This window comes from Mycobacterium sp. NGS22 (genome assembly GCF_059813095.1).
In genome coordinates this window covers 232918-255918 of sequence record NZ_JCALDY010000006.1, presented here as the reverse complement: position 1 = coordinate 255918, position 23001 = coordinate 232918, and the positions used below count along the sequence as shown (strand labels likewise).

Annotated in this window: 20 protein-coding genes and 1 tRNA gene; 8 read left to right on the top strand and 13 right to left on the bottom strand. The window is 68.7% G+C overall.

Annotation, left to right across the window (positions count from 1 at the left end; translation table 11 throughout):
* Positions 1-923, bottom strand: a 923-nt coding sequence (locus AC5Y47_RS08235) for an NAD-dependent epimerase/dehydratase family protein (protein ID WP_499943415.1), incomplete at its 3' end; no start/stop codon positions are given.
* Between AC5Y47_RS08235 and AC5Y47_RS08230 the strand changes: the two genes are divergently transcribed.
* From AC5Y47_RS08230 to AC5Y47_RS08220, 3 genes are all read left to right on the top strand, one after another.
* Positions 889-2691 (top strand): hypothetical protein, encoded by a 1803-nt coding sequence (locus AC5Y47_RS08230; protein ID WP_499943413.1) that lies wholly within the window; start codon positions 889-891, stop codon positions 2689-2691. The two genes, AC5Y47_RS08235 and AC5Y47_RS08230, sit on opposite strands and share 35 nt — an antisense overlap.
* Positions 2692-2763: 72 nt before the next feature.
* Positions 2764-4173 (top strand): PE family protein, encoded by a 1410-nt coding sequence (locus AC5Y47_RS08225; RefSeq protein ID WP_499943412.1) that lies wholly within the window; start codon positions 2764-2766, stop codon positions 4171-4173.
* A gap of 27 nt (positions 4174-4200) precedes the next feature.
* On the top strand, positions 4201-4356 hold the full coding sequence (locus AC5Y47_RS08220; RefSeq protein ID WP_499943411.1) for a hypothetical protein: 156 nt from the start codon (positions 4201-4203) through the stop codon (positions 4354-4356).
* 20 nt (positions 4357-4376) lie between these two features.
* Here AC5Y47_RS08220 and AC5Y47_RS08215 read toward each other — a convergent pair.
* Together AC5Y47_RS08215 and AC5Y47_RS08210 are read right to left on the bottom strand one after the other, a co-directional pair.
* Positions 4377-4452 (bottom strand) — tRNA-Thr (locus AC5Y47_RS08215).
* A 70-nt stretch (positions 4453-4522) separates the two neighbouring features.
* Positions 4523-5740, bottom strand: coding sequence for a DNA polymerase III subunit delta' (locus AC5Y47_RS08210; protein ID WP_499943410.1), 1218 nt, complete (start codon positions 5738-5740; stop codon positions 4523-4525).
* A gap of 110 nt (positions 5741-5850) precedes the next feature.
* On the opposite strand from AC5Y47_RS08210, the gene AC5Y47_RS08205 reads away from it, so the two are divergent.
* On the top strand, positions 5851-7503 hold the full coding sequence (locus tag AC5Y47_RS08205) for an adenylate/guanylate cyclase domain-containing protein (protein WP_499943429.1): 1653 nt from the start codon (positions 5851-5853) through the stop codon (positions 7501-7503).
* Positions 7504-7570: 67 nt separating this feature from the next.
* Here the strand turns inward: AC5Y47_RS08205 and topA are convergent, their stop codons facing one another.
* The 3 genes from topA to cspA all read right to left on the bottom strand — a co-directional run bounded on the left by topA (position 7571) and on the right by cspA (position 11518).
* Complete coding sequence (gene topA, locus AC5Y47_RS08200; protein WP_499943409.1) at positions 7571-10360, bottom strand: type I DNA topoisomerase; 2790 nt, start codon at positions 10358-10360, stop codon at positions 7571-7573.
* Positions 10361-10578: 218 nt separating this feature from the next.
* Entirely contained in the window at positions 10579-11157 is a 579-nt protein-coding gene (locus AC5Y47_RS08195) for a hypothetical protein (RefSeq protein ID WP_499943408.1), read from the bottom strand.
* A 157-nt stretch (positions 11158-11314) separates the two neighbouring features.
* On the bottom strand, positions 11315-11518 hold the full coding sequence (gene cspA, locus AC5Y47_RS08190) for a cold shock protein CspA (RefSeq protein WP_003419650.1): 204 nt from the start codon (positions 11516-11518) through the stop codon (positions 11315-11317).
* Positions 11519-11827: 309 nt separating this feature from the next.
* Here cspA and AC5Y47_RS08185 point away from each other — a divergent pair, with 309 nt between their 5' ends.
* From AC5Y47_RS08185 to AC5Y47_RS08175, 3 genes are all read left to right on the top strand, one after another.
* Complete coding sequence (locus tag AC5Y47_RS08185; RefSeq protein ID WP_499943407.1) at positions 11828-14155, top strand: DEAD/DEAH box helicase; 2328 nt, start codon at positions 11828-11830, stop codon at positions 14153-14155.
* 199 nt (positions 14156-14354) lie between these two features.
* Positions 14355-15170: a PE family protein gene (locus AC5Y47_RS08180; RefSeq protein WP_499943405.1), complete on the top strand. Its 816-nt coding sequence runs from the start codon at positions 14355-14357 to the stop codon at positions 15168-15170.
* Between the two features lie 605 nt (positions 15171-15775).
* Positions 15776-16807, top strand: coding sequence for a PAS domain-containing protein (locus tag AC5Y47_RS08175; RefSeq protein ID WP_499943404.1), 1032 nt, complete (start codon positions 15776-15778; stop codon positions 16805-16807).
* 21 nt (positions 16808-16828) lie between these two features.
* Here the strand turns inward: AC5Y47_RS08175 and AC5Y47_RS08170 are convergent, their stop codons facing one another.
* Genes AC5Y47_RS08170 through ssd form a run of 7 tightly spaced genes read right to left on the bottom strand, consistent with a single transcriptional unit; the run spans position 16829 to position 21283 of the window.
* On the bottom strand, positions 16829-17137 hold the full coding sequence (locus AC5Y47_RS08170; RefSeq protein WP_499943403.1) for an Rv3654c family TadE-like protein: 309 nt from the start codon (positions 17135-17137) through the stop codon (positions 16829-16831).
* A 16-nt stretch (positions 17138-17153) separates the two neighbouring features.
* Positions 17154-17477 carry a TadE family type IV pilus minor pilin gene (locus AC5Y47_RS08165; protein ID WP_499943428.1) on the bottom strand — a complete coding sequence of 108 codons (324 nt, stop codon included), beginning with the start codon at positions 17475-17477 and terminating at the stop codon, positions 17154-17156.
* On the bottom strand, positions 17477-17677 hold the full coding sequence (locus AC5Y47_RS08160) for a DUF4244 domain-containing protein (RefSeq protein ID WP_499943402.1): 201 nt from the start codon (positions 17675-17677) through the stop codon (positions 17477-17479). The genes AC5Y47_RS08165 and AC5Y47_RS08160 overlap by 1 nt, the downstream gene beginning before the upstream one ends.
* A gap of 15 nt (positions 17678-17692) precedes the next feature.
* Positions 17693-18274: a type II secretion system F family protein gene (locus AC5Y47_RS08155; RefSeq protein ID WP_499943401.1), complete on the bottom strand. Its 582-nt coding sequence runs from the start codon at positions 18272-18274 to the stop codon at positions 17693-17695.
* Positions 18271-19071 carry a type II secretion system F family protein gene (locus tag AC5Y47_RS08150; RefSeq protein ID WP_499943400.1) on the bottom strand — a complete coding sequence of 267 codons (801 nt, stop codon included), beginning with the start codon at positions 19069-19071 and terminating at the stop codon, positions 18271-18273. The genes AC5Y47_RS08155 and AC5Y47_RS08150 overlap by 4 nt, the downstream gene beginning before the upstream one ends.
* Positions 19068-20234 carry a TadA family conjugal transfer-associated ATPase gene (locus AC5Y47_RS08145; RefSeq protein ID WP_499943399.1) on the bottom strand — a complete coding sequence of 389 codons (1167 nt, stop codon included), beginning with the start codon at positions 20232-20234 and terminating at the stop codon, positions 19068-19070. Before AC5Y47_RS08145 ends, AC5Y47_RS08150 begins: the two co-directional genes overlap by 4 nt.
* Positions 20231-21283 (bottom strand): septum site-determining protein Ssd, encoded by a 1053-nt coding sequence (gene ssd / locus AC5Y47_RS08140; RefSeq protein ID WP_499943427.1) that lies wholly within the window; start codon positions 21281-21283, stop codon positions 20231-20233. Before ssd ends, AC5Y47_RS08145 begins: the two co-directional genes overlap by 4 nt.
* Positions 21284-21705: 422 nt before the next feature.
* Between ssd and AC5Y47_RS08135 the strand changes: the two genes are divergently transcribed.
* Positions 21706-22551, top strand: a complete 846-nt coding sequence (locus AC5Y47_RS08135) for an HAD-IB family hydrolase (RefSeq protein ID WP_499943397.1) — start codon at positions 21706-21708, stop codon at positions 22549-22551.
* Positions 22552-23001: the final 450 nt, after the last annotated feature.

Genomic DNA, 23001 nt, shown 5'->3' with positions numbered 1-23001 from the left:
AAATAGTCCACCGTCCGGCGCACGCCCTCTGCCAACTCGACCTGTGGCCGCCAGCCCAAAACCCTTGCCGCCAAACCGATGTCAAGACACGAACGCTTCAGGTCACCCAGCCGCGGCGGATGGAACTCGGGGTCGTCGGGACCGCCGACGGACGCCGCGACCGCCGTGTGCAGTTGCCGGTCGGACGTTTCGATGCCGGTGCCGACGTTGAAGCGTTGCCCGCCGCCCGCCGTTCCGGACGCCTTGACGAAGGCGTCGACGACGTCGTCGACGAACACGTAGTCGCGGGTGTTGGAGCCGTCACCGAACACCTTGGTGGCCCTGCCCTCCAGCAATGCCTGCGCGAAGATCGCCACCACTCCGGCCTCACCGTGCGGATCTTGACGCGGGCCGTAGACATTGGCGGGCGCGATATGCGAACAGTCCAGACCGTACAGATGCCGGAAGGTGTTCAGGTAGATCTCACCGGCCACCTTTCCCGCGGCGTATGGCGAAGCCGGATCGGTGGGCACCGTCTCGGGCGTCGGATACACCGGCGGCACCCCGTAGATCGACCCGCCCGAGGAGGTGTGCACCACCTTGCGCACCTGCGCGCGCCGCGCCGCCTCGGCCAGCCGGATGGTGCCGATCACGTTGACCGACGCGTCGAACTGCGGGTCTGCCACCGAGTGCCGCACGTCGATCTGTGCGGCCAGGTGGAATACCACCTCCGGGCGGTGTTCGTCGAGGACGGCGTCCAGGTCCGCGGTCACGATGTCGGCCTCGACGAAGACGTGCGCCGGGTTGTCGGCGAGGTGCTCGAGGTTGGTTGCGCGGCCGGTCGCGAAGTTGTCCAGGCTCGCCACCGTGTGGCCGTCGGCGACGAGACGGTCGACTAGCGTCGACCCGATGAAACCGGCTGCCCCGGTGACCAGTGCGCGCACCGGCCCACCATACAGAGTGGCGACGGCGGCAGCGGTGTTGATCGCGGTGCAGTTGGGCATTCGCGCGGTGCTGGCGTTCGGCGGATATTTCTACTGGGATGACCTGATTCTCATCGGCCGGGCCGGCACCCAGGATCTGCTGTCCCCGTCCTACCTGTTCGACGACCACGACGGGCACGTGATGCCGGGTGCGTTCCTGGTGGCCGGGGCGATCATCCGACTGGCGCCGCTGGACTGGACCGGCCCGGCGGTCAGCCTGGTGGTGCTGCAACTGCTGGCGTCCCTGGCGTTGCTGCGCACGCTGTATCTGATCCTGGGCTGGCGGCCGGTGTTGTTGCTGCCGTTGACGTTCGCACTGTTCACGCCGCTGGGTCTGCCGGGATTCGCGTGGTGGGCGGCGGCACTGAACTCGCTGCCGATGCTGGCTGCGCTGGCCTGGGTGTGCGGGGACGCCGTGTTGCTGATCCGCACCGGTCGTCAACGCTACGCGGTCACCGCGGTGCTGGCCTATCTCGGCGGGCTGTTGTTCTTCGAGAAGGCCGCGGTGATCCCGTTCGTGGCCTTCGCGGTGGTCGCCCTGCTGTGTCACGTCGCGGGTGAGCCGAGCCCGGTGCGCGCCGTTTGGCGCGAGGGGCGTCGGCTGTGGGTGGGGTCGCTGGCACTGACCGCCGGTTGGGTGACCCTCTACTTGTCGGTGGTCGACCAGCGGCGCTGGAGTTCGGATCTGACGATGACGTGGGCGCTGCTGCGTCGCTCGATCACCCACGGCATCGTGCCGGGTCTGGCTGGCGGACCGTGGGATTGGGCGCGGTGGGCGCCGGCCTCCCCATGGGCCACCCCGGGTCCGTTGGTGATGACGCTGGGCTGGCTGACTTTGGTTGGCGTGCTGGCGGTTTCGCTGATCCGCAAGCAGCGCATAGGGCCCGTGTGGCTCAGCGCGGCCGGGTACGCCGTGGCCTGCCAGGTGCCGATCTACCTGATGCGGTCCTCGCGGTTCACCGCACTGGAACTGGCACAAACGCTGCGGTATTTCCCCGACCTCGTGGTGGTACTCACATTGCTGTCCGCGATCGCGTTGACCGCGCCCAACCGCGAATCGGCGGGGTGGCTGGACGCGTCCCGGCTACGCACCGCGACGACATCCGTTGTGGCACTGTCTTTTCTGGCGAGCAGCCTGTATTCGACGGCAACATTCCGGACGGCGTGGCGGGACAACCCCGCCGAACCGTATCTGAAGAACGCCCGTAACGGTCTGGCAAGCGCGAATCCGACTGTGCCGCTGCTGGATCAGGAAGTCGACCCGCTGGTCCTGCAGCGGGTGGCGTGGCCGGAGAACCTGGCCAGCCACCTGTTCGCTCTGCTTCGTGACCGGCCTGAATTCGCTTCGGCGACAACGGCACTGCGAATGTTGAACAGCAAAGGTCAACTCGTCGACGCCCGGGTGACCTGGGTGCGGACGATCAGACCTGGGCCCGTCGAGCAATGTGGTTACTTCGCCGCTCCCGACCAGCCGGCCCGCCTGATCCTGGATGGTCCGCTGCTGCCGGCCGACTGGACCGTTGAACTGAACTACTTGGCGAACACCGACGGCTCGATGATGCTGGCCCTCTCCGAGGGCCCCGAGGTGAAGGTTCCGGTGCATCCCGGACTCAACCGTGTCTATGTCCGGTTGCCGGGCGCCGGAGACGCGATCACGGTGCAGGCCAGCACCGCCGCCCTTGCGCTGTGCCTGGCGTCGGGACCGGTGGGTTTCCTGGCCCCCACCTGATCTGCCTGAACATCGACCTGCGGAGCCGTCACGGCGATAAGCTGAGTTTCCCCTAGCGGCGGGAGGACGACGATGTCCTATCTGACAGCGGCCCCGGAGTATCTGGCGTCGGCGGCGACAGACCTGGCCGGCATCGGGGAATCGCTCCGCGCGGCGAATCTTGTTGCGGCCCTTCCTACTTCAACGGTATTGGCCGCCGGAGCCGACGAAATCTCGGCCGCGCTGACCGCGCTGTTCGGCGTGTACGCGCAGCAATACCAGGCCGTGAGCGCGCACGTCGCGGCGTTGCACCAGCAGTTCGTGCAGACGCTCACGGCCGGAGCCGGGGCGTACGCGACGGCCGAGGCCCTCAACGTCGGTCCGCTGCAACCGGTTGTCGACCTGATCAACACACCCACCCAGACACTGCTGGGCCGTCCGCTGATCGGCAACGGCGCCGACGCGACGACGCCCGGCGGCGCCGGAGGTGCCGGCGGATTCCTGTACGGCAACGGCGGCAACGGCGCGGCGGGCGGGACTAATCAGGCCGGCGGCGCCGGCGGCGATGCCGGCCTGATCGGTAATGGCGGGATCGGTGGCAAGGGCGGACTCGGCGGGATGGCCGGTGGTGCCGGTGGACGCGGCGGCTGGCTGTTCGGCGACGGCGGGATGGGCGGGGCGGGCGGAATCGGTCCAGTCGGAAACCTCGGGGGCGCAGGCGGGACCGGCGGATCAGCCGGAATGTGGGGTAACGGAGGCTACGGCGGGGAAGGCGGCCACGCCCAGACGGCGTCCGCGGCACCCGGTAGTGGCGGCGGGCGCGGTGGCGACGGCGGCAACGGCGGCTGGCTCAGCGGCGACGCCGGCGACGGGGGCAACGGGGGAAACGCGTACGTCCAGGCAAAGGGCGGCGACGGCGGCAACGGCGGCAGTGCCGGCCTGTTCGGCGACGGCGGTTTCGGCGGCACCGGCGGGGACGGCATCGGAAACGGCGCGGTCGGCGGCAATGGCGGCGCCGGCGGCGCCGGAGGTCTGGTGTACGGCGCGGGCGGTGGCGGCGGTTTCGGCGGGGCCGGTGCAAACAACGCCAGCCTTGGCAGCAACGGAGGCCGCGGGGGGTCCGGTGGTGTCGGCGGTGCCGGGGGCACGCTGATCGGCAGTGGTGGAGCCGGCGGCGGCGGGGGCCGCGGCGGCGACATCGCGGGTGGTATCGGCGGCGAGAGCGGCGGCAAGGGCGGGGCCGGCGCGAGCGGGGGCGGCGGCGGGCTGCTGTACGGCAATGGCGGAGCAGGCGGGGCCGGCGGAAGGGGCGGCTTCGCACTCGGCGCCGGTACTTCTCCCGGGGGCGGGGGAAACGGCGGCGTCGGAGGGTCCGCGCAGCTGATCGGCAACGGCGGAAACGGTGGCCCGGGCGGAACCGCTTCTCCACCCGCGACTCCCGGCACCGCCGGCCCCGGCGGCGCCCGCGGGATCCTCTTCGGCACTCCCGGCGCGTCCGGATAGTCAACGGGTGGCTGAGAGAATGGATTCGTGAGTTCCGAACCGCCGGCCTCGGCACCCGATACGCCGAAACCGCGCCCGCGCATCACCCGCGAGGATCTCGAGCGGTTCGCCGACGAGGACCTGATGCGAACGGCGTGGGACGAAGACCGACTGCGCGACGAAGCACCGCCGCACCATCGGTAGCGTGTGCCGTCGCCGCGAGTTGGAGCCGCCTAGGAGAATCGAACTCCTGACCTATTCATTACGAGTGAATCGCTCTACCGACTGAGCTAAGGCGGCCTGCCGCTTCGGGCGGCACGAGTCTACGGCAGAGCGCCGGACCGACCCAAGTCCGACCGCCGCCCCGTCGTCAGCGCAATTCCTGGCCGATCGTGGCCACCATGGCGTCGACCGCGAATTTGGGCTTGACGTTGGTGCTCAGCGCTTCGCGGCAGGCCAGGACGGCCTCCACGCAGCGCAACAGTCGCTCGGGGCTGGCGTGCGCGGCCAGCGCGCCCACCCGCTCGGCCATGTCCGGATGGTTCGCCCGAATCCGGCCCGCGTTCGCCGAAACCACCAGCGCATCGCGGAAATAGGTGGCCAGATCGATCAAGGCACGGTCCAGCGCGTCCCGCGAGGCACGGGTATGACGGGATTTCTGCCGTCGTTCCAGGTCCTTGATCGCTCCGGCGGAACCCCTGATCGCCCCGGCGGCGCCCTTGCCGGTACCGCCGGCCCCCAGCGCCGTGCGCAGTTCCTCGGTCTCCGCTTCGGCGCGATCGGCGGTCAACGCCACCGCCTCGGCTTCGGCGGCGGCGACCAACTCCTCCGCGGCGGCGTAGGCCCGTGAGGGCCGGGTCGCGTCGCGGATCAGTTCCAGCGCCCGCTCGCGTCGTTGCCGGGCTTCGGGGTCGGTGGCCAGCCGGCGCGCCCGCCCGACGTGACCGCCGCTGACCGAGGCCGCCCACTGCGCCGTCTCGGCATCCAGCCCGTCGCCGTCGGCGAGGACCTGGGCGATCGCCTCGGTGGACGGCGTCACCAGCGCAACGTGCCGGCACCGGGAGCGCAGCGTGATCGCGATGTCCTCGGGATCCACCGAGGGGGCGCACAGCAAGAAGACCGTCGACGGCGGAGGCTCCTCGACGACCTTCAGCAGCGCGTTGGCGGCCCCCTCGGTCAACCGATCGGCGTCCTCGATGAGAACGATCTGGTGGTGGCCGGTGGTCGGGCGCCGTGAGGCGATCTGCACGATGCCGCGCATCTCGTCCACACCGATGGACAGACCTTCGGGAATGACCCGCCGGACGTCGGCGTGGGTGCCCGCCATGGTCGTCGTGCACGCCCGACAGCTCCCGCAACCGGGCTCGGACTCCGACGTACATTGCAGCGCGGCGGCGAAGCACAGCGCGGCTACCGAACGTCCCGAGCCCGGCGGTCCGGTGATGAGCCAGGCATGTGTCATAGTTCCGGGGCTCGAAGCCGCGTGAGCCTGGTCACCCCGACTATCCCGGCGGGCGTCCCGGGCTGCCGCCAACAACTCGGCTTCCACGACTTCCTGGCCTACCAGCCGCGTAAACACTCCCGTCATCATCGGCAACAGTAGTGAGCGCCTCCGACAGAGACCGATCAGCGTCCGTTTCGCGACAATTCCGTGATCTTTGCCCAGCTTTCGCCCTCGTCGGAGGGCATGCCGGGCCCATTTCCGGTTACCGACGAGTCGCCGCTGACCGATACGGTGGGTTCGTGAACACGGTGGCAACCTTCCCCCGGCGAATCGCTGCATTCGCACGGTGGGTGGTGCGCACCCCGTGGCCGGTCTTCTCCCTGAGCATGTTGCAGGCCGACATCATCGGCGGGCTGTTCGTGTTGGGCTTCCTGCGCTACGGATTGCCGCCCCGCGACCGCATCCAGCTACAGGACCTCCCGCCTGCCAACGTGGTGATCTTCGTTGCCACGGTCATCTTGCTGTTTCTGTTCGGGTTCGCCTGGAACCTGCGCCTGCTGATGCCGGTTTTCCGCTGGCAGCGTCGCGACAACCTGCTGGTCGAAGCCGACCCGTCCACCACGGAACTGGCCCGCACCCGAGCGCTGCGGATGCCGTTCTATCGCACGGTGGTCAGCGCGGTGTCCTGGGCCGTCGGCAGCATGGTCTTCGTGATCGCCAGTTGGTCGGTGGCCCGGCACGCCGTGCCGGTGGTGGTCGTTGCGAACGCCCTGGGCGCCACCGCGACGGGGATCATCGGTTATCTGCAGTCCGAGCGGGTGCTGCGCCCGGTGGCGGTCGCGGCGCTGCGCAGCGGGGTGCCCGAAAACGTGCGGGCACCCGGCGTCATCCTGCGGCTGATGCTGACCTGGGTTCTGTCCACGGCGGTGCCGCTGGTGGCGATCGTGCTGGCCGTGGTTTCGGACAAGATCGCCCTGCTGCACGCCTCCCCCAGCGCATTGTTCAACCCCATCCTGCTGTTGGCGCTGGCGGCGTTGGCCATCGGCGCGGCCGGCACGCTGCTGGTGTCGATGTCCATCGCCGACCCGCTACGCCAGCTGCGCTGGGCCCTGTCGGAGGTACAGCGCGGCAACTACAACGCCCACATGCAGATCTACGACGCCAGCGAGCTCGGACTGCTGCAGGCCGGGTTCAACGACATGGTCCGCGACCTCTCGGAGCGGCAGCGGCTGCGCGACCTGTTCGGTCGTTACGTGGGCGAGGACGTCGCCCGCCGGGCGCTCGAGCGCGGTACCGAACTGGGCGGGCAGGAACGCGACGTCGCGGTGCTCTTCGTGGACCTGGTGGGCTCGACCCAGTTGGCGGCTACGCGTCCGCCCGCCGAAGTCGTCCACCTGCTCAACGAGTTCTTCCGGGTCGTCGTCGACACCGTCGGCCGCCACGGCGGGTTCGTCAACAAGTTCCAGGGCGACGCGGCGCTGGCGATCTTCGGCGCGCCGATCGAGCATCCCGACGGCGCGGGAGCGGCGTTGGCGGCGGCCCGTGAGTTGCACGACGAACTGATCCCGGTGCTCGGGTCCGCCGAATTCGGCATCGGCGTCTCCTCCGGCCGGGCCATAGCCGGCCACATCGGCGCCCAGGCCCGGTTCGAGTACACCGTCATCGGTGACCCGGTCAACGAGGCCGCCCGGCTGACCGAGCTGGCCAAACTGGAAGAGGGCCACGTGCTGGCGTCGGCGATCGCGGTCAGCGGGGCGCTGGACTCCGAGGCGCTGTGCTGGGACGTGGGTGAGGTGGTCGAGCTGCGTGGTCGCGCGGCGCCCACCCAGTTGGCGCGTCCGCTGAATCTCGCTGCCTGCAGCGAGGTTTCGGACGAAGCCGAGGAGGCCTCGACCAGACGCCACTGATGCCGAGCAGACGCAAAAGCCCCTGTTTCGTGCCGAAACAAGGGGCTTTCGCGTCTGCTCGCGCGGGTTAGGTGCGCTTGGCCGCGCGCTTCGCCGGTGCCTTCTTGGCCGCCGCCTTCGACGTGGCCTTGCGTGCCGTCTTCTTCGCGGCTCGCTTCACCGGGCCGCGGGCCCGCCGATCGGCGAGCAGTTCGGAGGCGCGTTCGTCGGTGATCGACAACACGTCGTCGCCTTTGCGCAGACTGGCGTTGGTCTCGCCGTCGGTGACGTACGGACCGAACCGGCCGTCCTTGATCACCATCGGCTTGCCCGACGCCGAATCGGTGCCCAGCTCCCGCAGCGGCGGTGCCGAAGCAGCCTGTCGCCCAGAGCGTTTCGGCTCGGAGTAGATCTTGAGCGCCTCGTCGAGGGTGATGGTGAACATCTGGTCCTCGGTGGCCAGCGATCGAGAATCGGTGCCGCGCTTGAGATATGGGCCGTAGCGTCCGTTCTGTGCGGTGATCTCCTCACCGGATGCGGGGTCGGTGCCGACCACCCGCGGCAGGGACAACAGTTTCAGTGCGTCCTCGAGTGTGACCGTCTGCAGGTCCATGCTGCGCAGCAGCGAACCGGTGCGCGGCTTCGGACCGGTCGGCTTTTTGCCCTTCTTCGCCGGAGCGGCATCGCCTTCGTCGTCTTCGGACTTGGGCAGGATCTCCGTCACGTACGGCCCGTAGCGCCCGTCTTTGGCCACGATCTCGTGACCCGTTTCCGGGTCCACACCCAGCACGCGCCCCTCCTGCGGAGTGGCGAAAAGTTCTTCTGCCACTTCCAGAGTCAGCTCGTCGGGAGTCAGCGAATCGTTCAGGTTGGCCCGCTGCGGAGTCGACTCGCCGTCGTCACCGACGATCGTACGTTCCAGATACGGGCCGTTCTTGCCGACCCGAACGTAGACCGGACGTCCCAACGCGTCGTCGAAAACCTTGATGGAGTTGACTTCTCGCGCGTCGATACCTTCGAGGTTGATGCCGACCAGTTTTTTCAATCCACCGGATCGGGCGACAGAGTCGGCCACGCCGTGCTCGCCGCCGAAGTAGAAGTTGTTCAGCCAGTTGGTGCGTTGCTCGTTACCCGAGGCGATCGCGTCGAGCTCGTCTTCCATCGCCGCGGTGAAGTCGTAGTCGACCAGACGGCCGAAATGCTGTTCCAGCAAACCGATTACGGCGAACGCGACCCAGGAGGGCACCAGGGCGCTGCCCTTCTTGTAGACGTAACCGCGGTCCTGGATCGTCTTGATGATCGAGGAGTAGGTCGACGGCCGTCCGATGCCAAGCTCTTCGAGCGCTTTGACCAGGGATGCCTCGGTGTAGCGGGTCGGCGGGTTGGTGGAGTGCCCGTCGGGTGTGAGTTCGACGGCATCCAGCCGCTGGCCGGGGGTCAGTTGCGGCAGCCGACGCTCGGCGTCGTCGGCTTCGCCACCGGCCAGTTCGTCCACGGTTTCCACGTAGGCCTTCAGGAAGCCGGGGAAGGTCAGGGTGCGGCCAGAGGCGGAGAAGATCACTTGCCGCTCACCTGAGCGGCCTTCGATCCGCAGGCTCAGCGTGGTGCCACGCGCATCGGCCATCTGGGAGGCCACGGTGCGCTGCCAGATCAGCTCGTAGAGGCGGAATTCGTCGCCGTCGAGCTCGCGACGCACCGCGTCGGGGGTGGCGAACGTCTCACCGGCGGGCCGGATCGCCTCGTGCGCCTCCTGGGCGTTCTTCACCTTGCGGGTGTACTGGCGCGGCGAGGGGGCCACGTACTCCTCGCCGTAGAGCTGGCGCGCCTGGTTGCGCGCGGCGCCGATCGCCGACTCCGACAGCGTCGTGGAGTCGGTCCGCATATAGGTGATGTAGCCGTTCTCGTAGAGCCGCTGAGCGATGCTCATCGTGCGCTCGGAGGAGAACCGCAGCTTGCGGCCGGCCTCCTGCTGCAGCGTCGAGGTCATGAACGGCGGATACGGGCGGCGGGTGTAGGGCTTCTCCTCGACCGACGCCACCGAGAGCTGAGCGCCACGCAAGCCTTCGGCGATCGAAGTGGCGGCGGACTCGTCCAGAACGGTGACCTCGTCGGCCTTGCGTAGCTGACCCAGCGAGTCGAAGTCACGGCCGGTGGCCACCCGCAAACCGTCGACGTTGGTCAGGCGCGCGGTGAACGTCGGCGGCTGCGCCTTCGGGTCGGACACGCTGGCGTCCAGCTTGGCCAGGATGTCCCAATACGACGCGCTGCGGAAGGCCATCCGGTCGCGTTCGCGCTGCACGATGATGCGGGTCGCCACCGATTGCACCCGGCCGGCCGACAGCTTGGGCGCGACCTTCTTCCACAGCACCGGGCTGACCTCGTAGCCGTACAGCCGGTCCAGGATGCGGCGGGTCTCCTGCGCGTCGACCAGGTCGATGTCGAGATCGCGCGGGTTCTCGGCGGCCTCGAGGATGGCCGGCTCGGTGATCTCGTGGAACACCATCCGCTTGACCGGGATCCGCGGCTTGAGGGTCTCCATCAGGTGCCAGGCGATCGCTTCGCCTTCCCGGTCACCATCGGTGGCCAGATAGAGCTCGTCGACGTCTTTGAGCAGGCCCTTCAACTCGGTGACGGTGCTCTTCTTCTCGGGGCTGATGATGTAGAGCGGCTCGAAGTCGGCGTCGACGTTCACCCCCAACCGTGCCCACGGCTCGGACTTGAACTTCGCGGGCACGTCGGCGGCGGCGCGGGGCAGGTCCCGGATGTGGCCGCGGGACGACTCCACGATGTAGTTGGCGCCCAGGTAACCGGCCAGCTTGCGCGCTTTGGTGGGCGACTCGACGATCACGAGTCGCCGGGTGCTCCCGTTGCTGGCCACCTGCGCTTACGCTCCATCTCGATCTATCGGTCCCCTCGCGGAACCGCCCCCGCAGGGAAGAATGACAGGTCGACTCCCTGAAATTCCCGGAAATCCGGTCAGTTTCCGGTCAGTGGACCTACGCGCTGTCCCCTTCGCCCCGCGGGCAACTGACAATTTCGCACCATTGGGCGGGCCTGCGCAAACCGGCCGACCCCATCGCCGGCCTGTGCGACCGCTCAGACGTGGGGCCACTGGGCCGCCGACTCGGGGTCGTCGGGCGCCTCCCCCACGTTCTCTACCAGGCGCGATAGCCTGCGGCGACCGCTGATCCGCAGCGCCGGCCGAGCCCCGCGGGTGCCGATCAGGGTGGGCGCGATCCCGACCCGCATCAGAGCCGACGCCAGCGGCGAATGGGTGTCCGGCGCGTGCGGATCCAAACCCAGCAGGTACCGGTCGGCTTCCGGGGTGCCGGCGGCCAGGGTCCACGCCCGCAACTCCCGCGGCCCGGGCAGCCAGCGCGGCGGCACCGTCTTGACCGCGCCCCGCGTCCACTCCTTGGCGATATTGCACAATCGCGGGTCCACCGCCGTGCGGACCAACGGGTGATCCTCGTCGGTCCGGGTGATCTCCGGGACCAGTCCGGCTTCGGTGATCATCTCCGCCAGCGCGGCGGCCCGCCAAGGCCGATCCACAACCACCGACACCCGGGCGCCGGACCCCACCGTGACGATCTGACCGGGCGCGGCCAGCAGTCCACACAGATCGTCGACCGCGGGCGGTACCGACTCCGCGGCGAAGAAGGACAGCTGGCTCACGCCACAGACAGTAAGCCAGCGGACCGAGCCAGGGTCGGTCCGCGTGCGGCGCGGCGTGACCAGAGGCGTAAGCGGGTGCCAATAACGGAAACCCCCCGGGGCGGGTCCCGCAAGAGCGGGGCTGCGCCGGGGGGTTTCTTTTCAGAATCTGCTCGGATTAAAGGGAGCGGACTCCGGTGGCCTGGGGGCCCTTAGGGCTGTGGCCGATCTCAAACTCGACCTTCTGGTTCTCTTCGAGGGTGCGGAAGCCCGTCCCCTGGATTTCCGTGTAGTGGACAAACACATCCGCGGAACCGTCCTCGGGGGCGATGAAACCGAACCCCTTCTCCGCGTTGAACCACTTCACAGTTCCCTGTGGCATCTCTCTGATCTTTCCTTTTCTTCTGGGTGCGGGGCACCGCCGTTCGGTGCCCCGGGCCCGTCACGACCGCCATACCTCGCGGAGTCGCCGGAACTTCACCCGACAGATAACCTCGCAGGAACCGCGATCGCAACGTCGATCCTGCGAAAGTTTGACACGAACACAGAAGCTACGACCGCACTCAGTCAACCACGTTCGTCGCGCAGGCAACAGCCTGATGGCAGCGCAGGTCGCCGGACGGAGCCTCAATTTACGTAAGCGTCACTCGGCGGCCACGGCAGCGGGCCCCGAACGCTCGGAAAGGTAGCGATGGCGAGTTTCGGCAGCGAACTGCTTGCCGCCGCACTCGCCGGCACCGCCCCCGGCGAGCATCCGCTGCGCCATGTCGCCGAATTACCGCCCCGGCCCGCCCGACCCGCCGACTGGCCCGACTGGGCCCGGCCCGAGGTGGTCCGCGCCTTCACCGAACGCGGGATTCGCACGCCCTGGTCACACCAGGTGCAGGCCGCCGAACTGGCGCACGCCGGACGCCACGTGGTGATCAGCACCGGCACCGCCTCGGGCAAGTCGCTGGCCTACCAGCTCCCGGTGCTCAACGCGCTGGCCTCCGACCCACGAACCCGGGTGCTGTACCTATCGCCGACCAAGGCGCTCGGTCACGACCAGCTGCGCGCTGCCCACGCCCTGGTCACCGCGGTTCCCCTCGTTGACGTCGCACCCACGGCCTACGACGGCGACGCGCCCGCCGAAGTCCGCCGCTTCGCCCGGGAGCGCTCGCGCTGGCTGTTCTCCAATCCCGACATGATCCACCTGTCGATCCTGCGCAACCATGCCCGCTGGGGGGTGCTGTTGCGCGGACTGCGGTTCGTGATCGTCGACGAATGCCACTACTACCGTGGGGTGTTCGGTTCCAACGTGGCGATGGTGCTGCGCCGCCTGTTACGGCTGTGCGCGCGCTACTCCTCGTATCCGACGGTCATCTTCGCCAGCGCGACCACCGACTCCCCCGGCACGACCGCCACCGAGCTCATCGGCCAACAGGTCGTCGAAGTGGTCGACGACGGATCACCGCAGGGGGGACGGACGGTCGCGTTGTGGGAACCCGCGTTGCGGACCGACCTGCTCGGGGAGCACGGGGCTCCGGTGCGCCGGTCGGCGGGAGCCGAGGCGGCTCGGGTGATGGCCGACCTGATCGTGGAGGGCGCGCAGACGTTGACGTTCGTGCGGTCCCGTCGCGGCGCCGAGTTGACCGCGTTGGGGGCGCGGGCGCGACTGGACGACGTCGCCCCGCAGCTGTCGGGGCTGGTGGCGTCCTATCGGGCGGGCTATCTGGCCGAGGATCGCAGTGAATTGGAGCAGGCCCTGGCCGAGGGCCTGCTACGTGGACTGGCCACCACCAACGCGCTCGAACTCGGCGTCGACATCGCCGGTCTGGACGCGGTGGTGCTGGCGGGGTTCCCGGGCACGGTCGCGTCGTTCTGGCAGCAGGCCGGACGGTCGGGGCGGCGCGGGCAGGGCGCGCTGGTGGTGCTCATCGCGCGCGACGATCCGCTGGACACCTACCTCGTCCATCATCCGGCCGCGTTGTTGGACAAGCCGGTTGAGCGTGTCGTGATCGATCCCACCAATCCCTACATCCTGCGACCTCAACTTCTCTGTGCGGCAACGGAATTGCCGCTGGACGACGCGGAGGTCCGCGTGCTGGACGCGGTGGACGTGGTCGACGGCCTGGTCGACGACGGCCTGCTGAAGCGCCGGGGCGGCAGGTACTTCCCCGCACCGGGAGTCGAACCCCATGGCGCAGTGGACATCCGGGGATCCATCGGCGGAGAGATCGTCATCGTCGAAGCGGACACCGGCCGCCTGCTGGGCAGCACCGGGGCGGGGCAGGCGCCGTCGTCGGTGCACCCCGGAGCGGTCTACCTGCATCAGGGCGAGAGCTATGTCGTCGACTCGTTGGACCTCGAGGAGGGTCTCGCCTTCGTCCGTGCCGAGGATCCCGGATACTCGACGTTCGCGCGCGAGATCACCGACATCAGCGTCACCGGCCCCGGTGAGCGTCACACCTTCGGTCCCGTCACGCTGGGCTTGGTCCCGGTGACGGTGACCCACCAAGTGGTCGGGTACCTGCGCCGCCGCATCGACGGCGAAGTGATCGACTTCGTCGAATTGAGTATGCCGCAGAGCTCGCTGCCCACTGTCTCGGTGATGTACACGATCGATCCGGAGACGTTGGACCGCAACGGCATTGATCCGCTACAGGTACCAGGATCGCTGCATGCCGCCGAGCACGCGGCCATCGGGCTGCTGCCGCTAGTGGCCAGCTGCGATCGCGGCGACATCGGCGGGCTGTCCACCGCCCTCGGCCCCGAGGGACTGCCGACGGTTTTCGTCTACGACGGCCATCCCGGGGGTGCCGGCTTCGCCGAACGTGGCTTTCGCAAGGCGCGTACCTGGCTGGGCGCCACCGCCGCGGCCATCGAAGCCTGCGAGTGCCCGCGTGGCTGCCCGTCCTGTGTGCAGTCACCCAAATGCGGCAACGGCAACGATCCGCTGGACAAGGCGGGCGCGGTACGGGTACTCAGGCTGGTGCTCGCGGCGTTGGACCGAGGACGGTGCGCTAACCAGGGGTGCTGAACGTCGCCGGTAAATTCGGTGGCACGGCCGCAGCGGTCCTTCCCCCGTTGTTCCGCGGTCGGAGCATCCGTTCCGGATACCTTGAAAAAATTGTTACTTCCATTCCCCGAAAATGGCTTTACAGTGCTCATATCCGTTGCAGTGCGATGGCGATCAGACACTGGCCGAGTCTGTCGGAATTCGAATTCGGAGGTGTCGTATGTCGTTTGTGAACGCGGCTCCCGAAGTTATGGGGACCACGGCCACGAATTTGGCAGGCATCGGCGCGACGATCAGCGCGGCCAACGCGAACGCGGCGACCCCGACGACCGCTCTCGTAGCCTCTGCGCAGGATCAGGTATCGGCAGCGGTCGCGACGTTCTTCAACGGCCACGCGCAGGGCTATCAGACGGTGGGCGCGCAGGCGGCGGCTTTCCATCAGAATCTGGTGCAGGTTCTGAAATCCGGTGCGGGTGCGTACGCGACAGCGGAGACCGACAACGCCGCAACCACCGGCAATCCCACCGGCACACCGGCTGAGCAGACCAACCGCCGTGACAATCCGTTACCGAAGGCCAAACCCGAGTCATCGATGGACGGCAATCGCGCGACCGGCGGCTCGGGCGCAACCGCCGGGATGGAAAGCAGGAGCGGCGTCACCGGCCTGATCGGCCTCGGCGGCGCGCGTGCCGTCGGCGTCACCGGCCCAGTGGTGGAACCGGGCTTGCTCCCCGGCGCGATGCGCGTCGGCAGCTCCGGCATCCGACTCGGCGCGGACAGGATCGTCGTCAGCGGCCCAAGATCGGGCGCCAGCGAGTCGCCATCGGCCATGCGCGCAACTGCCGCAACCACCGAACCGCCCGCACGGCTGATCACCCCCGCCGGATCGCGCGGGAACGCCACAGTGGTGACCCTCAATGCCCGCGGCGGCGGCAGTGGGGGCCTGGCTCGGAGCGTCAGGCACGCCGTCCCGGGCAGAAGTGCCGGTGGAGCCGGAGGTTTCGGCGCTCGCGAAAGTCTTCCATCCGGTTCGTAGGCGAAAGACTTTCGGAGCAACCAACAGACGTCAATCGGCAAGTGGTGAACGAGGATTGACGTGATCCCGAATCACGAAAGCCGTTGGAAAGTCCGATGGACGGGCGACCGACCCCTCGACGATCGTCCTCCACGGATCCGCTTTGCGACGGCCTGACAACACAATCCGCACACACTGCCCAATCGGGAGCGCAGCAGAAACCTACCTGGCTCGACGGCGCAAGCGCAACAAGCCGAGCACGTGATTCGCGAAGTTCCCGAGGCCGATTCCGTCCGGCGGTATGACAAACCACCCCAGGTGAGACCCAATTACGTTGCACCACGCCCAGATACCTACCGCCGCGCTCAACTGACCAGTGGTCACAGGATTCCCGCACACAACGCCTCATTGACGCCCAAAGCCCGCCGGGACAACGGTTTTGACGCTATCGTCAACAATCTGGCGCGCAATCGCGGGGTATTATTCGTCGGCCAGCGTTATCCGCTTTGCCCGCAACGGATTCCGCAATCGCGGCACCCGGCGGCCAGACGCCACCGGCACCATTGCGGCCTGCACCGATGACGCCGTCGCAGGCAACCGGCCCCCGGTCAGTAAACTGCAGCCCTATGGGCCACGACTGGTTGCTCGTGGAGACGATGGGGGACGAGCCCGCTGTGGTTGCGCAGGGCCGTCAGCTCAAGAACCTCGTCCCGATAACCAGCTTTCTGCGCCGCAGTCCCTACCTTGCGGCAGTCCGTACCGCGGTAGCCGAGTCGGTCCAGACCGGTCAGGCTCTCACCAGCATCACCCCGAAAAGCGACCGCGTCATCCGCACCGAACCGGTGGTGATGTCCGACGGCCGGATCCATGGCGTGCACGTGTGGACCGGCCCGATCGACGAGGAACCCCCCGAGCGGCCCATTCCCGGCCCGCTGAAATGGGACCTCACCCGCGGTGTGGCCACCGACACTCCTGAGTCGCTGGCCAACAGCGGCAAGAATCCCGAGGCCGAGGTCACCTACGGCAGGGCCTTTGCCGAAGACTTGCCCTCCCGCGAACTCAACCCGAACGAAACCAAGGTGCTGGCCATGGCGGTTCGGGCCGAGCCAGGCCAGACACTGTGCAGCACATGGGATCTCACTGATTGGCAAGGAAACCCGATTCGGATCGGCTTCACCGCGCGCAGTGCGATCGAACCGGGGCCAGACGGCCGCGACCATCTGGTGGCGCGCGCGATGAACTGGCGTGCCGAGCGCAGGGAAAGTCCGGCGGCCACCGGCGACCTGGCGCAGCGGATCCTCAACGGCCTGGCGCAGGCCGGTGTCCATCGCGCCCTCGTCGACCTGAAGAACTGGACGTTGCTCAAGTGGCTCGACGACCCGGCGCCGTTCTACGACTGGCGGGGCAACGAAGACACGCAGCGGGTTCACCCCGAGGACGAGCACGTAGTGGCCTCGATGACAACGGAATTCGCTGACGGCGCGACAAGTCGGGTGCTCCGGTTGCCCGGCAACGACACCGACTGGGTGCCGGTACACGTCACCGTCAACCGGGTGGAACTCGAGCCGGACACGTTCGCCGGGCTGCTGTCGCTGCGCTTGCCCACCGACGACGAGGTCGCCGCCGCACAGTTTTCGCAGGCACCCGACCAGACCTGATCGGGGGGGTAGCCATCGGGCCTACGAGCGCACCGGTCCTGCCCGCGCCGAAGCTGCCGCCGCCGCGACGTGAGCAACCGGCACTTCGACGGTGACGACCACGTCCAGGCCGTCCGCCTGACACCGGACGTCACCGACGCGCATCTGCCGCGCCACGATCGTCGCCCGGGCGCACGCCGCCGCCGGTCCCTGCGGCAGTGCCGCGGCTGCGGCCAGGGCGGCCAGGTCGGCCACCGCCTGGGCGCGGTGGCGGGCCAGCACGACCGACCCCAGCCAGACGCCGGCCGCGGTGACGCACAACAGCACCGCGACCATCGCAGCCCCGAGCACCGTTGCCGACCCCGCCTCATCCCGGCTCAGCCGCCGAAACCGCCTGTGCCGCGATCTGCACAGTCGGCAACAACGTTGACCGCGCACTGACGGTGGCGACCAGCAGATCGCCGTCGCGTCGCACCGCGACCTGCGCACCGGACGGCGCGATGTTCCGCGCGACCGCGACGGCGGCGTCCCCGTCACCGCGCGCCGCGAGCCGGGCGGCCTCCCGGGCCGCGTCGATGCACCGCACCTGCATCGACACCGCGGTGATCCCGGCCAGGCACAGCACCAGGACCACGACCAGCGTGGCGATCGCCAGCGCCGCCTCGACGGTGCTGGAACCGTCATCGGCGATCAGACCTTGGTGCTCAGTGCGCGACCGATGATGTGGTTCAGCGCCGAGACGACGGAGTCGCCGGTGACCACGGTGTACAGGATGGCGCCGAAGGCCGCCGCCGCTATCGTGCCGATTGCGTACTCGACGGTGGACATGCCCGATTCGTCGACGGCAAGTAGCAGCATGCGCGCCCTGAGCGCACCGATCATCCGAAACATCGATTACTTCCTCCCTCATACGAGACCCGACTGCAGGACACCACCGGCCAGCCCGGCCACCACGGGGACGATCCCGAGACAGACGAAAGCCGGCAGAAAACACAAGCCCAACGGACCGGCGATCAGGACTCCGGCGCGCTCGGCCGCCGCGCCGGCCGCATGCGCGGCGTCATGGCGAGACTGCGCGGCGAGTTCCACCAGACCGTCGGCCAGTGCGGCACCTGAGGCCGCCGAACGGCGAGCCAACCGCAGCAGACCATCGGTCTGGGCATCGACCGCCACGCCGGGCGGCGCCGACCACGCAGCATCGGCACCGGCACCGAGCGCCAGGAGATCGGCCGCCCGCCGCAACACCTGAGCCAGACATGGCGGAGCCGACCCGGCCGCCGCGGCGGCAGCCGTCGACACCGCCATGCCCGCAGCCAGGCACACGGCGAGTACATCCAGACTGGACGCGACCCCGAGGGGATCCGATCCGGCCGGTCGCCGCGCTCCCCGCCGGACAGTCCGCGTGACCGGCTTGGCCCGCGCACGTACCGCCGCTGGACCCGCGCCGACCAGTAGTGCCGCGGCCAGCAACACCGCCATGACTTTCATGGCGACATCACCCGATCGGTGATCCGGTCCGACCACAGCAACCCGGCGCAGACCAGCACCGAACCCACGACCAGAAACCAGCCACCCGGGCCGGACAACAGGAAGCCGAGCGGCCGTGCGCCGATCAACTGTCCCAACAGCACCCCGAGCGTCGGCAACCCGGCAAGGATCGCCGCGGTGGCGCGTGCGCCGGCCAGACCGGAGGCGACCTTGGCCGCGAAGCGTTGCCGCTCGGCGACATCGCGTTGCGCGGCCCGCATCAAGCCGGCGATCGCCAGACCGTGCTGGCCGGCCAGCTCCCAGCAAACCGCGATGCGCTCCCACTGTGCGGGCAGGGATGAAGAGCGCGCCGCCGCGCGCAGGCCAGCCGCGACGTCGGCACCCAACCTTGCCCGCGCCGCGACCCCTTGCAGCGCGACCGACACGACCCCACCGGTCTCCGCGGCCGCGGCGTCGAACGCGCGCACCGGATGGGCGCCCACGCGAAGTTCGCCGACCAAGATCTCGAGTGCCGCTTCCAGCGCCCGGCCTTCGGCCAACGCATGCCGGTGTCGCCGGCTCCGGCGGAGACGCACACCCACCGTCGCGCCGAGCACGGCAACCGACAGTGCGGCGGTCAACGGCAGGACCACGGCGGCGAGTACCAGAACACACCCGCACACTCCGCCGACACCGGGCCCGCCGGCCACGAACCGCCGACGGGTCGTCCGCTGCAACCCGAGCCGGGGGCCCGACGAGGCGGGCGACACCAGCAAGGCCAGTGCCAACAACAACGCCGTGAGCTGCAACCCGGTCATGCCGACAACCTGGAGCTCAACAGGTCCTGCAGTAACACGCCGTGGTCGGTCATCCCGCGATCGACGTGCCAGCCGGTGACGGCACCGACCCGCCCGCCCTCGACCGGGTGCAGCACGGCGATCTCACTGAGCCGTCGCCGGCCGGATCGGTCCCGCTCTACGTGCAACAGCACCCGGACCGCGGCGGCGAGCTGGCTGTGCAGGGCGGCTCGGTCCAGTCCGCCGAGCGCGCCCAACGCCTCGAGCCGGGCAGGCACCTCACCCGGGCTGTTGGCATGCACGGTTCCCGCGCCACCCTCGTGCCCGGTGTTGAGCGCGGCCAGCAGATCCACCACCTCGGCGCCCCTGACCTCGCCGACCACGATCCGGTCCGGGCGCATGCGCAGCGCCTGGCGGACGAGTTGGCGTACGGTCACTTCGCCGACACCTTCGACATTGGCGCACCGTGCCACCAGCTTGACCAGATGGGGATGCGGCGGCGCCAGCTCGGCGGCATCCTCGACGCACACGATCCGCTCGGCCGGTGAGACCGCACCCAGCATCGCCGCCAACAAGGTCGTCTTGCCGGCTCCGGTGCCGCCGGACACCAGGAACGCGAGCCGCGCGGCGACGATGCCGGCGACGAGTTCGACGGCATCCGGCGCGATCGCACCCACCGCGCTCAACGCCGCCAGGTCCTGAGTCGCCGGCCGCAATACCCGTAGCGACAGGCAGGTGCCGGCGGCGGCAACCGGCGGCAGCACCGCGTGCAGCCGCACCGCTAAGCCACCGGAGCCGATTCCGGTCAGCTGCCCGTCGACCCACGGCTGCGCATCGTCGAGCCGTCGGCCGGCGGCAAGGGCCAGCCGCTGCGCCAGCCGGCGCACCGCGGCCTCATCGGCGAACCGAATCTGACTGCGCCGCAATATGTTTCCATCGTCGACCCAGACCGCGTCCGGCGCGGTGACCAACACGTCGGTGGTGCCATCGGCGCACAACAGTGGTTCGAGGATGCCGGCCCCGGTCAGCTCGGTCTGCAGCAGCCGCAGGTTCGCCAGCACCTCGGTGTCACCGAGGATGCCCCCGGACTCGGCGCGAATCGCCGCGGCCACCACGGTGGGCCGAAGCGGTCCGGATTCGGTAGCGAGGCGCTCTCGAACACGTTCGATTAGCGAACCGTTCATGCCGCGCGACCGCCCGGCACTGGCTGACCGGTTGGCAACAGGTCGAGTACGCAGCGCGCTGCCGATGCCAGCGCCGATCGCCGACGCAGCCGCAGACCGCCGCGTTCCAACCGTTCGGCCAGGTGCGGTTCGGCACGCAGGGACGCCAACAACGGCAGCCCGGCGATCTCGGCGACCTCCCCCGCACGCAATCCCCCCGGCGCCGGGCCACGCACCACCAGGCCGAGGTTCGGATTGAGCGCGGTCAGCACCGGTGCAATCGTCGCGGTGGCCGCACAAGCTCGCACGTCGCACCGGCTGACCAGCACCACCAGATCGGCGCTGCCCAACGCGACATGCGCGGCCTCGGTCAGACGCCGCGGCAGGTCGCACACCACGACGACACCACCGTTTCGGCCGGCTTCGACGATCGCGTCCACGGGTCCGCCGTCCAATTCGTAGCCCCGCCGGGTGCCCGACAACACGCTGATCCCGCGCTGCCGGGGCAGCACTTCACGCACCGACGACCAGTCCAGCCGCCCACCGCGCAGTGCCAGGTCGGGCCACCGCAATCCCGGCGCTGCCTCGTCACCCATCAGCAGGTCGATACCGCCGCCCCACGGATCCAAATCGATCAGCAACGACTCCGTCGCGGCCTGCGCCAGGGCGACCGCGAACATCGACGCCCCAGCGCCACCGCAACCCCCCACGACGGCGACGGCCTGACCCCGCCGCCCGTCGTCCCGTGCCGATTCGGCGGCATCTGCCAATTCGCGGACCAGGTCCTGCTCTTGCTCCGGCATCCGCACCACCAACCCGGCGCCGACGGCGACAGCGGCGGCCCATGTCGAAGTCGCGGCTTCGGCGCCGGTCAGAACCGTGACGTGGCCGCGTCGCGGCAGGGCCCCCTGCCGGCATCGCTGTGCCGCGGCTGCATCCAGCACCACCGCCGCGGCGGCCGCCCACGTCTTGCGGGTGATCGGATTGCGTCCGCCGACATGCACCACGCGCACCCCGACCGCCGCGGCGACGCGGTCGAGTTCGTCGCGCAACTCCGGATCGGTCAGCATCGCCAACACACCGGATCCGCCGGCACCGCTACGAGCGGCACGCACAACATCGGTCACGGATCCACCGTGCGGCGCGCAAGGTGTTGCACGCCAGGGCCAAAGAGCAATTTGTGGACAGAAACGCAACTGTGCACAAACGGGTGCGCTGAAAGGGGCGACCGCGGGGAGAAATTCTTACCCCAGAAAAGGGACGACCCCCGCCAGGGGGGGAGGAGGCGAGGGTCGTCGTGTATCAGCCCCGGGGGGTCGGGCTGATACACCCTCGGCTCAAGGCCGAGTAATGCTTACTATACACATGCCAGCCGGGCCTGACGCAAGCCTCATTCGCAACGAAAGTGCCGTCTGAGCCGTGAAAACGCCGACGACAGAAAGACAACCCGGATATTCCCGGCTTCGACGGATCACCACCCTATGCTGGTTTGGTGACCGTCCCAGACCCGGCCGCGCAGCAGCAAACGCCGGGACCGGCAGCTCCGGGCGCGCGGACCGCAGCTTTCTTCGACTTGGACAAGACCATCATCGCCAAGTCGAGCACCCTGGCATTCAGCAAACCCTTTTTCGCGCAGGGCCTATTGAACCGACGGGCCGTGTTGAAGTCCAGCTACGCGCAATTCATCTTTCTGCTCTCCGGCGCAGATCATGACCAGATGGATCGGATGCGTGCGCACCTGGCCAACATGTGCATCGGGTGGGACGTCGAACAGGTCAAGTCGATAGTCAACGAGACGTTGCACGACATCGTGACTCCGCTGGTATTCGCCGAAGCCGCGGACCTGATCGCCGGACACAAACTGTGCGGGCGCGACGTCGTGGTGGTCTCGGCATCCGGTGAGGAGATCGTCGCGCCGATTGCGCGGGCGCTGGGCGCGACGCATGCGATGGCGACCCGGATGGTCGTCGAGGACGGCAAGTACACCGGCGAGATCGCGTTCTACTGCTACGGCGAGGGCAAGGTGCAGGCGATCCGGGAGTTGGCCGCCCGCGAGGGCTATCCGTTGGAGCACTGTTACGCCTACTCCGACTCGATCACCGACATGCCGATGCTGGAGATCGTCGGCAACCCGTCCGTCGTGAACCCCGACCGCGGCCTGCGCAAGGAGGCTCTGGACCGCGGCTGGCCGGTGTTGTCGTTCTCACGGCCGGTGTCATTGCGGGACCGGATCCCGGCGCCGTCGGGCGCCGCGATTGCGACGACGGCCGCGGTGGGCGTCACCGCGTTGGCCGCCGGCGCGGTGACCTACACGCTGTTGCGGCGCTTCGCTTTCTAGGCGTCGGCCGTTCTAGCGCTGGCGTCCCAACTTCCCCAAACGCCACGGCAGCAAACAACTTTCGCGCATCGCCGAAGCCGCTTCCCAACTTTGACGCGTTTAGGCCTTGCTGTGCTAGTGGTCTAGTAGTACAAAGGAGTCACGGCAGCCCGGTAAGGCCAAGGTCGATCCGGAAGAGAAGGTTCGTTCTCCCGACCCGGGCACCCAGCACGGTTCCCGGCACCCACGCGGAGTCATAGCCGCGATAATGGCAGAAGTGTTGCGGGCCTGCGTAATTGCGAAGAACGGAATGCCTCGACAGCCCTTTGGGTGGGGCAGCAGCAGGAAGTGTCGCAAACGCGCCGAGGCCACCCACGCAGCCCACAGATGCACGCTTGGTACCCGAGAACCGTGTTGGCGGGCGGCGATTCGAAACCTTCGTATCGCCGCCCGCTTTGCATTGTGCCGACA